Source organism: Thermus sp. (assembly GCF_056332225.1).
Genome location: NZ_JBWGQW010000035.1, coordinates 1 through 10,324 on the forward strand (window position 1 = coordinate 1; position 10,324 = coordinate 10,324).

10 protein-coding genes, 1 other RNA gene and 1 pseudogene are annotated in these 10,324 nt (G+C 69.4%); 7 read left to right on the forward strand and 5 right to left on the reverse strand.

Translation table 11 applies throughout. The annotated features are described in order from the left end of the window. Positions 1–329 (forward strand): annotated as a pseudogene (locus AC01Y6_RS07295) (S-layer homology domain-containing protein); the annotation flags it as partial. A gap of 84 nt (positions 330–413) precedes the next feature. After that, positions 414–2,411: an excinuclease ABC subunit UvrB gene (gene uvrB, locus AC01Y6_RS07300; RefSeq protein ID WP_476670921.1), complete on the forward strand. Its 1,998-nt coding sequence runs from the start codon at positions 414–416 to the stop codon at positions 2,409–2,411. A 76-nt stretch (positions 2,412–2,487) separates the two neighbouring features. Here the strand turns inward: uvrB and AC01Y6_RS07305 are convergent, their stop codons facing one another. From AC01Y6_RS07305 to AC01Y6_RS07315, 3 genes are read right to left on the reverse strand one after another with little or no spacing between them, the layout of a single operon-like run. Further along, entirely contained in the window at positions 2,488–3,492 is a 1,005-nt protein-coding gene (locus tag AC01Y6_RS07305; RefSeq protein ID WP_476670922.1) for an E3 binding domain-containing protein, read from the reverse strand. Between the two features lie 44 nt (positions 3,493–3,536). Next, complete coding sequence (locus AC01Y6_RS07310; protein WP_476670924.1) at positions 3,537–4,307, reverse strand: ABC transporter permease; 771 nt, start codon at positions 4,305–4,307, stop codon at positions 3,537–3,539. Beyond that, positions 4,300–5,178 (reverse strand): ABC transporter ATP-binding protein, encoded by an 879-nt coding sequence (locus AC01Y6_RS07315; RefSeq protein ID WP_347241108.1) that lies wholly within the window; start codon positions 5,176–5,178, stop codon positions 4,300–4,302. The genes AC01Y6_RS07310 and AC01Y6_RS07315 overlap by 8 nt, the downstream gene beginning before the upstream one ends. A gap of 19 nt (positions 5,179–5,197) precedes the next feature. On the opposite strand from AC01Y6_RS07315, the gene ffs reads away from it, so the two are divergent. Next, positions 5,198–5,292, forward strand: an RNA gene (gene ffs / locus AC01Y6_RS07320) — signal recognition particle sRNA small type. 86 nt (positions 5,293–5,378) lie between these two features. Here ffs and AC01Y6_RS07325 read toward each other — a convergent pair. Then, a complete protein-coding gene (locus AC01Y6_RS07325; protein WP_428722196.1) occupies positions 5,379–6,587 on the reverse strand; it encodes a CaiB/BaiF CoA transferase family protein in 1,209 nt (402 codons plus the stop codon). Positions 6,588–6,617: 30 nt separating this feature from the next. Here AC01Y6_RS07325 and AC01Y6_RS07330 point away from each other — a divergent pair, with 30 nt between their 5' ends. The 3 genes from AC01Y6_RS07330 to AC01Y6_RS07340 all read left to right on the forward strand — a co-directional run bounded on the left by AC01Y6_RS07330 (position 6,618) and on the right by AC01Y6_RS07340 (position 7,995). Further along, positions 6,618–7,403, forward strand: coding sequence for a carbohydrate ABC transporter permease (locus tag AC01Y6_RS07330; protein WP_347241105.1), 786 nt, complete (start codon positions 6,618–6,620; stop codon positions 7,401–7,403). 26 nt (positions 7,404–7,429) lie between these two features. Next, complete coding sequence (locus AC01Y6_RS07335) at positions 7,430–7,552, forward strand: hypothetical protein (protein ID WP_428722195.1); 123 nt, start codon at positions 7,430–7,432, stop codon at positions 7,550–7,552. A gap of 179 nt (positions 7,553–7,731) precedes the next feature. After that, positions 7,732–7,995 (forward strand): hypothetical protein, encoded by a 264-nt coding sequence (locus AC01Y6_RS07340; protein WP_476670926.1) that lies wholly within the window; start codon positions 7,732–7,734, stop codon positions 7,993–7,995. Here the strand turns inward: AC01Y6_RS07340 and AC01Y6_RS07345 are convergent. Then, positions 7,946–9,211, reverse strand: a complete 1,266-nt coding sequence (locus tag AC01Y6_RS07345) for a replication-associated recombination protein A (RefSeq protein WP_476670928.1) — start codon at positions 9,209–9,211, stop codon at positions 7,946–7,948. The genes AC01Y6_RS07340 and AC01Y6_RS07345 overlap by 50 nt on opposite strands. 30 nt (positions 9,212–9,241) lie before the next feature. On the opposite strand from AC01Y6_RS07345, the gene AC01Y6_RS07350 reads away from it, so the two are divergent. After that, positions 9,242–9,925 (forward strand): hypothetical protein, encoded by a 684-nt coding sequence (locus AC01Y6_RS07350; protein WP_476670929.1) that lies wholly within the window; start codon positions 9,242–9,244, stop codon positions 9,923–9,925. Positions 9,926–10,324: the final 399 nt, after the last annotated feature.

Consider the following 10,324-nt stretch of genomic DNA (forward strand, 5'->3'; position numbering starts at 1 on the left):
CGGGCCGCGCCACCGGGACCACCAAGGAGCTAAAGTGGGGCGTGGGCCTCGCCCTGGGCGAGTTCCTCTTCCCCGGTTCCAGCCTCGAGGTCCGCTACGCCCAGTACAGCGCCGAGAACGTCGCCAGCGTTGCTGTAGGCGCCGCTGACAAGGCCTTCGCCGCAGATGATGACCGCATCTACTCTGGTAGCGGTGGGAGCACCGGCAGCTTGGCGGGCTTCATCGGCACCTGGAAGTACTACGACTTCAACGTGAGCTACGCCGAGTTCCTCACCTCTACCGGTGACAGCGCCCGCGCCTTCCGGGTCAACTACACCGTGAAGTTCTAGGGTAAAGGCCCTGCCCCCCGCCCCCAAGGGCGGGGGGCTTTTTCACCCCAGTCAAGACCGGGCGGCGGGCCTATACTCTAGGGGATGACCTTCCGCTACCGGGGCCCCGCGCCCAAGGGGGACCAGCCCAAGGCCATCGCCGGACTCGTGGAGGCCCTGAAGGACGGGGAGCGCTACGTCACCCTCCTCGGGGCCACGGGCACGGGGAAGACGGTGACCATGGCCCGGGTCATAGAGGCCCTGGGGCGGCCCGCCCTGGTCCTCGCCCCCAACAAGATCCTGGCGGCCCAGCTCGCGGCGGAGTTTAGGGAGCTCTTCCCGGAAAACGCCGTGGAGTACTTCATCAGCTACTACGACTACTACCAGCCCGAGGCCTACGTGCCGGGGAAGGACCTCTACATAGAGAAGGACGCCTCCATCAACCCCGAGATTGAGCGCCTACGGCACTCCACCACCCGTAGCCTCCTCACCCGGCGGGACGTGATCGTGGTGGCCTCGGTCTCGGCCATCTACGGCCTCGGGGACCCGAGGGAGTACCGGGCGAGGAACCTGGTGGTGGAAAGGGGCAAGCCCTACCCCCGGGAAGTCCTTCTGGAGCGGCTTCTTGAGCTCGGCTACCAGCGGAACGACATAGACCTCGCCCCCGGGCGCTTCCGGGCGAGGGGGGAGGTCTTGGAGGTCTTCCCCGCCTATGAGACCGAGCCCATCCGGGTGGAGCTCTTTGGCGACGAGGTGGAGCGCATCCTCCAGGTCCACCCCATCACGGGGGAGAGGCTTAGGGAGCTTCCCGGCTTCGTCCTCTTCCCCGCCACCCACTACCTGAGCCCGGAGGGGCTTGAGGAGATCCTGAAGGAGATTGAGAAGGAGCTCTGGGAGAGGGTCCGCTACTTTGAGGAGCGGGGGGAGGTCCTCTACGCGGAGCGCCTCAAGGAGCGCACCCTCTACGACCTGGAGATGCTCAGGGTCATGGGCACCTGCCCCGGGGTGGAGAACTACGCCCGCTACTTCACGGGGAAGGCCCCGGGGGAGCCCCCCTACACCCTCCTGGACTACTTCCCCGAGGACTTCCTGGTCTTCCTGGACGAGTCCCACGTGACCGTGCCCCAGCTTCAGGGGATGTACCGGGGGGACTACGTGAGGAAGAAGACCCTGGTGGACTACGGCTTCCGCCTGCCTTCGGCCCTGGACAACCGGCCCCTTCGCTTTGAGGAGTTTCTGGAGAAGGTTTCCCAGGTGGTCTTCGTCTCCGCCACCCCGGGGCCCTTTGAGCTAGAGCGCTCGGGGCGGGTGGTGGAGCAGATCATCCGGCCCACGGGGCTCCTTGACCCCCTGGTTAGGGTCAAGCCCACGGAGAACCAGGTCCTGGACCTCATGGAGGGGATCAGGGAGCGGGCCAGCCGGGGGGAGCGCACCCTGGTCACGGTCCTCACGGTGCGCATGGCCGAGGAGCTCACGAGCTTCCTGGTGGAGCACGGGATACGGGCCCGCTACCTCCACCACGAGCTGGACGCCTTTGAGCGCCAGGCCCTCATCCGGGACCTCCGGCTTGGCCACTACGACTGCCTGGTGGGGATCAACCTCCTCAGGGAGGGCCTGGACATCCCCGAGGTCTCCCTGGTGGCCATCCTGGACGCCGACAAGGAGGGGTTCTTAAGGAGCGAAAGGAGCCTCATCCAGACCATCGGCCGGGCGGCGAGGAACGCCCGGGGCGAGGTCTGGCTCTACGCCGACCGGGTCTCCGAGGCCATGCGGAAGGCCATAGAGGAGACGAACCGGAGAAGGGCCCTCCAGGAGGCCTATAACCTTGAGCACGGCATCACCCCGGAAACGGTGCGGAAGGAGGTGCGGGCGGTGATCCGCCCCGAGGGCTACGAGGAAGCCCCCCTACCGGAGCTTGCCGGGGAGGACCTGAGGGAGCGGATCGCCGAGCTGGAGCTCGCCATGTGGCAGGCGGCGGAGGCTTTGGACTTTGAAAGGGCGGCCCGGATCCGGGACGAGATAAGGGCCCTCGAGGCCCGCCTCCAGGGCCTGAAGGCCCCGGAGCCCGTGCCGGGAGGCCGGAAGAAGAGGCGGCGGCGCTAAGTACCCCACCGCGGCAAAAGCCGCGGTGGGGGCCCCAGCCCGGGCACCCCATGTTGCAAAGCCAAGGTGCGGGCGCTTAGGCGAGGAGAAGCAGGGGGTGTTCCAGGTAGAGGGCCACCCGCTCCAGGAGCTTCCGGGCGAGGGGGGCCTCCAGCCCCGAGGCCGTGAGGAGGCCCTCCGGGGCGAGGAAGAGGCTGGGCCTGCCGGTGTGCACCTCCTCCTCTCCCGCGAAGCAGAGGAGGCCCTCCCCCTCCTCCCCCCCCGCCTCCCGGAAGAGGGCGAGGAAGGAGGCGGGGGGCCTGAGGCCCTTCACCCCCTCCCCCTCCACCCGGCCCACGAGGGCCCTGAGGGGAAGCTCAAGCTCCGCGAGGGCCCGCTCCGCGGCCCGGAGGAGGAAGGGGAGGGGGGTCTTGGGCACCCCGTGGACCTGGGCGAAGAGGGCGAGGGCTTCCTCGAGGCCCCGAAGCTCCACCCGCCTCCGGTAGACCCGGAGGGCGGCGGGGGCGGGGATGGGCGCGGGGGCCGGGGCCACGCCCGGGGCGGGGGGCGGCGGGGGCGGAAAGGCCTGGACTTCCCCTTGAGGCTTCTCGGGGACCGGAGGAGGCTCCTCTTCCAGGGCTCGGAGAAGCTCTTCCTCGTCCTCCAGGAGGGGTTCCTTCGAGGGGGTTTTGGGGGCGAGGAGGTCCTCCTCCCAGGCCTCCAGGGAGCCCGGGGCCTCCTCGGCGAGGAGGAGGGCTTCCTCTTCCTCGAGGTCCAGGTCCAAGTCCAGCTCCTCCTCCGCCACCTCCTCCACTTGGAGGGTGGGGGCCCTGGGGGCTTCGGGGATGAGGTCGGCCAGGTCCACCCCTTCCTTCCCGAGGGCTTCCCGGGCTCGCCTGAGCTCCTCCTCCGGGGGCAGGGGCGGAGGGGTTTCCGGCATGGGGGGAAGGTCCACCTCCCCGGCCATCAGCTTGGCCAGAAAGGCCAGGACATCCCGCTCCACGATGGTGCCGTCGGGGCCCGTGCCTTGGAGCCTCCGCCAGTCTATGCCGTTTTCCTCGGCGAGGCGCCGGGCCAGGGGCGTGATCTTGGGTTCGGCCATCTCGCCCCTATGATAGCAGGGTGGAAGCCCGCTTCGCCTGCCTCCTAGAGGTCCCTTCGCTCAAAGACCAGGGCCCCTAGGAAAGCGAAGCCCAAGGTGTAGATGAGAAGGAGGGAAAGGCCGAGCCCCGCCGCCTCCGGCCTCAGGTGCAGGTCCAGGTAGGTGGTGAGGAGGAAGGGCGTGAGGGCGGGGAAGGCCACCAGAAGGCGCATGAGGAGGAGGGTGGCCACGGCGGCCAGGGCGCTCGCCGTGGTGGAGAGGAAGAGGGTGCCGTAGAGGAGGGCCAAGGAGGCGAGGGGCATGAGGACCGCCCCCGCCAGGAGGTGGGCCCGGAGGAGCTCCCATAGGGCCTCCTTGGGGGTGAGGAGGCCCACCCCGGCGAACCCGCCCGCCCCCAGGCCCGTGCCCCCATAAAAGGCCCCAAGCCCGTGGGGCAGGCCCGCGAGCACCCCCCCGAGGAAGCTCGCCCCCAGGAGGACGAAGGGGTAGAGGAGGACGGCGAGAAGCTTGGCGAGGAGGAGTTGGGTCCGGGATAGGGGGCGAAGGAGGAGGCTCTTCAGGGTGCCCTGGGCTACCTCGCTTCCCAAGGACTCGCTTGCCGCCATCACCACCAGGAAGGGGAAGAGGAACTCCATGCCGGCCAGGAGGCTCAAGGCCACCACCTGCCACCCCGAGGCCAGGACCAGGCCGTAGACCTCCTTAAGCCCCGGGGCTAAGGCCCAGAGGAAGGGGAGGAGGAAGGCGGAAAGAAGGCCGAGCCCCACCGAGCGGAGGCGGAAGAGCTTGAAGACCTCAAAGAAGAAGAGCCTAAGCATGCTTTACCCTCTCCTGGTAGTAGCTCAGGAGGTCAAAGCGGTGGGGCACGAGGGCCTCCACCCGGTAGCCCTCTTGGAGAAGGGCTCTGAGAACCGCTTCCTTATCCCCCTCAAAGAGGATGGCCCCGCCCTGGAGCCTGGCCGAGGCCACCTGGGGAAGGGTTTTGAGGAGGGCGAGGGCCCCTTCCGGGGGGTGGGCCTCGAGGCGGTACGCCTCCCGCCCCGTGAGGACCACCTCGTCCAGAAGCCTTCCTCCGCCCAGGATGCCCACCCTTTGGGCGTAGCGGGAAACCTCAGGGAGGTGGTGGGTGGAGAGGAGCACGGCCACCCCCTCCCGGGCGAGCTCCTGAAGGAGGCCGTGCACCAGCTCCACCCCCTCGGGGTCCAAGCCCGAGGTGGGCTCGTCCAGGACGAGGACCTTGGGGCGGTGCAGGATGGCCGCGGCGAGGCCTAGGCGCTGCCTCTGCCCCAGGGAGTAGCTTCCCACCTTCTGGTCGGCCACGGCCAAAAGCTTAAGCCGGGCCAGGACCTCGCCGATTTGGGCTTCCTCCTTTACCCCGGCGAGGTAGGCGTGGAGGCGCAGGTTCTCCCGCCCTGTGAGGTAGGGGTAAAAGGCGGCGGGAGCCTCCACCACCGCCCCCAGGTGCCTCCGGGCCGAGGGGGTTTTGTGCACGTCCTCCCCCAGGAGAAGGGCCCGCCCCTCCGTGGGGAAGGCGAGGCCCGTGGCCAGGCGGATGAGGGTGGTCTTGCCGCTCCCGTTGGGCCCCGCCAGGGCGTAGACCTCCCCCGGCTGCACGGAAAGGCTGACCCCGGAAAGGACGGGCTTCCGCCCATAGCGTTTGCCCAGGCCCTCTAGCCTTAAGGCTTCCATGGATGCTATACTACCCAAGCCCCCGGTCCAGCGCGGCGGTCCGGGCGTGAACCGGGTCAGGTCCGGAAGGAAGCAGCCCTAAGCGCTCCGGGTCGGGCGCCGCTGGGAAGCCGGGGGCGCTTTATCCACAGGGTTATCCACAGGCCCTTTCGCCTCCTCCCCGCGGGCCCTTGGTTGAAAAAGCGCCTTCTGAAGCGGGTTTACTCCCCGGGCTCCGGGGCCTTGGCCGTGCGTGCCACCCCCTTTTCCACAAGGGCCCGCACCTCTTCCGGGGTGTAGCCCGCCTCGAGGAGCACCTCCTCCGTGTGCTCCCCAAGAAGGGGCGGGGGAAGGCCTGGCCCCGCGGGGGTCCGGGAGAGGAAGCGAAGAGGGTTCGCCAGGGTAGGAAGGGCGCCCAAGAGGGGGTGGGGGAGGGTCCAGACCGCACCCCGGGCCTCCGCCTGGGGGTCCTGGAAGGCCTCCTTCAGGTCGTTCACCGGGGCGGCGGGGACGCCCGCCGCCTTAAGCCTCGCCAGCCAGTGGGCCCGGGGACGGGCCTTGAGCGCCTGGGAAAGGGCCTCCACCACCTCCTCCCGGTGGGCTACGCGCTCGGCGTTGGTGGGGAAGCGCTCCGCGAGCTGAGGAAGGGCCACCACCTGGCAGAGCCTCTGGAACTGCTCGTCGTTCCCCACCGCCAGGACGAGCCATCCGTCCTCGGCGGGAAAGGCCCCGTAGGGGACGATCTGGGCGTGGGCGTTGCCGAGCCTCCTGGGGGGCTTTCCCGTGAGGAGGAAGCTTTCCCCCAGGTTCGCCAGGGCGAAAAGCCCCACGTCAAAGAGGGAGAGGTCTATGTGCTGGCCGAGGCCGCTTCGCTCGCGCTCTAGAAGGGCGGCGAGCACCGCCAAAGCCCCCATCATCCCCGTCATCACGTCAATCCAGGCCACCCCCACCTTCATGGGAGGGCCCTCCGGCTCCCCGGTCACGGACATGATGCCGGTGTAGCCCTGGAGGGCGGCGTCGTAGCCAGGCTCCTGGGCTCTCGGCCCGGTGTGGCCGAAGCCGGTGATGGAGAGGTAGACGAGGCGGGGGTTCAGGGGCCTGAGGTCCTCGTAGGCCAGGCCGTAGCGCCTGAGGTCCCCCGTCTTGAAGTTCTCCACCAGAACATCCGCTTCTTGGGCGAGGCGGCGCACCGCCTCCTGGCCTTCGGGGCGCTTGAGGTCCAAGGCCACGCTCCGCTTCCCCCGGTTCACCGCGAGGAAGTAAGCGCTCTCCCCCTCCAAAAAGGGCGGCCCCCAGCCCCGGGTCTCGTCCCCCCAAGGGGGCTCCACCTTGACCACCTCCGCCCCCAGGTCGGCCAGGATCATGGTGCAAAGGGGCCCCGCCAGAACGCGGGAGAGGTCCAGGACCTTGAGGCCGGAAAGGGGCTTCATAGGGGCATCTTACGCCGGTATAGTGGAGGCGTGGGCCTCGCCTTCCGGCACGCCTTGGCGCTTGCGGTGCTCCTCTTCGTCCTCCTCCCCTTCCTCTGGATGGCCTACGCCGCCTTCATGCCCAAGGAGGCGGTGTACTCGGGGGAGCTCTTCTCCCGGGTGGGCCTGAGCCTGGAGAGCGTGCGCGCCCTGGGAAAGGAAGGCTTTTGGGGGAGGCTCCTCTTTTCCCTGGTCCTCTCCTCGGGGGTGGCCTTCCTCCAGCTCTTCACCGCCCTCCTCGCCGCTTACGCCCTCAGGGCGGGGCTTGGCCTCCTCCCCTTTTACCTGGTGCTCATGGCCATCCCGGCCGAGCTTCTTTTGGTCCCTCTTTACGGCATCTTGAAGAGCCTGGCTCTTCTGGAGACCCCCTGGGCCCTGGTCCTGCCCTTCGCCGCGAGCCCCTTTGTCCTCTACCTGGTCTACCAGGCCATGCGGGGGGTGCCCGAGGAGCTTTTGGAGGCGGCCCGGCTGGACGGGGCGGGGCACCGGGTGCTCCTCTTCCGCATCCTCTTTCCCCTGGTGCGCCCCACCCTGGTGGCGGCCGGGGTGCTGGCCTTCGCCGCCCACTGGAACCTGGTGCTCTACCCCCGGGTGGTGGTTTCAGACCCCCGCTTCTGGACCCTCCAGACCTGGCTCACGGACCTGCAGCGCAAGTACCCCACGGACTGGGGCCTCCTCTCGGCGGCGGCCCTCCTCAGCGTTCTCCCCATCGCCCTCCTCTACCTCCTCTTTGAGAGGCGGGTGGTGGCCACCTTTGAGGAGGGGCTGAAGGGGTAGCTCTACTGAAGGCGTAGGCAAAGGAGGTGAGGGCGGTGCGTCTTTGGGCGCTGGCGCTCGCCTTGGCCCTTTCCGGATGCCTCCCCATGGCCATGCTGAAGCCCCCGGAGCCGGTGCGGGGTACGGAGCTCGCCCTGGGGGGACGCTGATGGCGAACCCCTTCGGGGGGCAGCAGCCCGTCCTCGCCCTTCCCTACCTGGCCTTCGCCCAGGGGGACGGGAGGTCGGAGTGGAACTTCTCCGTCCAGTAGGGCCTGCGGCTTGGGGCCAAGCTGGGCCTGGCCCCGGGGCTTGCCCTGGACGGGGGGCTCACCCTCCCCCCCGCCTTCGTGGAGGGCGCGGACTGGAGCCGGGGGGTGCCCCTGGTCCTGGATGGGGGGGTCATCCTGGGGGAAGGGGGGGCCTACCTTTCTCCCAGGCTCCACCTGGTGGGCGTTCCGGGCTCGGGGTGGGGGCTCGCTTACCAGGTTTCCGCGGGCCTTTACGGGCGGGAGTGGGCGGCGGAGTTCGGGGTGCTGGGCGGCGCTTACGGCCGCCTCACCTTCAGCCTTTCCGCCGCCTGGCGCTTTGGAACCTCTCCTTTAGCGCCCTAAGCCTCTCCCGCACCCTTTCCTCCCACCCCTCCCCCAGGGCCTCAAAGAGGGTGAGGGCCTCCAGGCCCTCGGGCAGGTACGGCTGGGCGAAGCTTCCCTCCTTGTCCTCGTGGTAGTAGGCGTACCCCTCCCCGTGGCCCAGGGCGCGGGCGAGGCCGGTGGGGGCGTTTCTGAGGTTCGGGGGGACCTCGGCCTCGGGGTGGGCCCTGGCCGCCTCCTGGGCCTTTTCCCAGGCGGCGTAGAGGCTGTTGCTCTTCGGGGCCAGGGCCAGGTAGACCGCCGCCTCCACCAGGGCGAGCTCCCCTTCCGGGCTCCCCAGGGCCTCGTAGGCCTCCTTGGCGGCCACGGCGAGGCGGAGGGCCAGAGGGTCGGCGAGGCCCACGTCCTCCGATGCGATGCGGATAAGCCTGCGGGCCACGTAGCGGGGGTCGGCCCCGCCCCGGATGAGCCTCGCCAGGTAGTAGAGGGCGGCGTCCACGTGGCTTCCCCGGATGGACTTGTGGAGGGCGGAGACCAGGTCGTAGAAGCGATCCCCCTCCCGGTCCATGCCGAAGCGCTCCGCCCCCAAAGCCTCCCGCACGCCCTTTAGGTCCACCCGGCCGAAGCTTGCGGCGAGCTCCAGGGTGTTCAGGGCGAAGCGGGCGTCCCCCCCGGCCGCCCTCGCGAGGAGCCTTAGGGCCTCCTCCTCGTAAGGGGTGCCGGGAAGGCCCCGGGGGTCTTCCAGGGCCCGCCGGAGGAGGGCGAGGAGGTCGGTTTCCCCCAGGGGCCTCAAGGGGAAGAAGCGGAGGCGGGAGCGAAGGGCGGGGATGAGGGCGAAGGCGGGGTTTTCCGCCGTGGCCCCGATGAGGGTGAAAAGGCCCGACTCCAGGTGGGGGAGGAGGGCGTCCTGCTGGGCCTTGTTGAAGCGGTGGATCTCGTCCAGGAAGAGGACGAGGCCCCCTGATTCCTGGGCCCTTTCCACCGCTTGCCGCACCTCCTTGAGCCCCGCCGCCACCGCGGAGAGGTGGAGGAAGGGCCTCCCCACCCCTTGGGCCAGGAGGCGGGCCAGGGTGGTTTTGCCCGTGCCCGGGGGGCCGAAGAGGACCAAGGAGGAGAGCCGCCCCGCCTCCAGCATCCGCCTTAGAAGCCCCTTGGGGCCGGTGAGGTGGGGCTGGCCCAGGACCTCGTCCAGGCTTTGGGGCCTGAGGCGCTCGGCCAGGGGCTCCACTTCTTCCATGGTAAAGGGCTTGTGGTAGGCTTGGAGGGGATGCGGGCCCTCTTCCTCTTGCCGTGGGGGTTCTTTCTCCTTGGCCTTCTTCCCCTAGCCGTGGTGGACCCCGTGGGAGAGGTGGGGCGGAGCCTGGGCCTCCTCGTGGCCGCCCTTCTCTTGGCGGCGGTGGGGAGCTTGTATTCCCGCTTCCCCGTGGCCTTTCCCGTGCAGCTGGCCTTGGTTTTGGGCCTGGGGCTCCTCGCCTTTCAGCTTTCCCTGGAAAGCGCCCTTCTGCTCACCGGCCTCCAGGTCCCCGGGTACACCGCCATGGGAGGGGTGCTGGGGGCACTTTCCCTGGGGGTGGCTTTCTTCCTGGGCACGGGGCGGGAGGCTCCCCTCCTCCCCCCCCTGCCCGGGGTGGGGAGCCTCGAGGACCTCCGGCGTATGGCGGGGGCCCTGGAGGGGCTCGCCTTGAGGCGGCCCTTGGTCCTCGTTTACCTGGCCACGGAGGCCCCGCCCGAGCGGCTAGAGGCGGAGCTCAGGCGGGGGGACCTGGCCTTCCGGCTTCAGGGGGGGTACCTCCTGGTTCTCCAGGGAGGACGCCCCGAGGACGCCCTGGGCCTCCTCAAGCGGCTTAGGGCCCGGTTTCCCTTCTCCGGCTACGCCGTGGAGCGCTGGCGGGGGGGGAGCCTGGAGCGGGTGCTCGCCCGCCTCGAGGCCGAGGCGCTCTTGCAGTCCTAAGCACCCCACCGCGGCAAAAGCCGCGGTGGGGGCCCCAGCCCAAGCTCGGGCACCCCATGTTGCAAAGCCAAGGTGCGGGCACTTAGGACTGGTGTAGCCTTCCTAGCCCTACACCGCTTCCGGGTGTACGGGAAGCCCCCTTGCCTAGGCCTTTCCCTCCTTCCCGTGGCCTACCCTTAGCCTTAGGAGGTCTACCATGGAGCAGGCCAAGGAAATCAGCCAGGCGTGGCAGGAGGCCCTGGAAACCTACGGGGAGCGGGAAGAGGAGTAGCCTCAAAGGGGCACCGGGGGCGGCCCTTCGCTCCCGGTTTGCCCTTTGGGGGGCCCAAGGAGCGCTCCCGGAGCCCCGCAGGTGCTTCCATTCCCCTTCGCCACGGGAAGGCCCTTAGGATAAGGGCA

Excerpts from the sequence above, each read along its gene's own strand:
- uvrB (WP_476670921.1), top strand. The coding sequence starts at position 414 with ATGACCTTCCGCTACCGGGGCCCCGCGCCCAAGGGGGACCAGCCCAAG.
- AC01Y6_RS07305 (WP_476670922.1), bottom strand. The coding sequence starts at position 3,492 with ATGGCCGAACCCAAGATCACGCCCCTGGCCCGGCGCCTCGCCGAGGAA.
- AC01Y6_RS07310 (WP_476670924.1), bottom strand. The coding sequence starts at position 4,307 with ATGCTTAGGCTCTTCTTCTTTGAGGTCTTCAAGCTCTTCCGCCTCCGC.
- AC01Y6_RS07315 (WP_347241108.1), bottom strand. The coding sequence starts at position 5,178 with ATGGAAGCCTTAAGGCTAGAGGGCCTGGGCAAACGCTATGGGCGGAAG.
- AC01Y6_RS07325 (WP_428722196.1), bottom strand. The coding sequence starts at position 6,587 with ATGAAGCCCCTTTCCGGCCTCAAGGTCCTGGACCTCTCCCGCGTTCTG.
- AC01Y6_RS07345 (WP_476670928.1), bottom strand. The coding sequence starts at position 9,211 with ATGGAAGAAGTGGAGCCCCTGGCCGAGCGCCTCAGGCCCCAAAGCCTG.
- AC01Y6_RS07350 (WP_476670929.1), top strand. The coding sequence starts at position 9,242 with ATGCGGGCCCTCTTCCTCTTGCCGTGGGGGTTCTTTCTCCTTGGCCTT.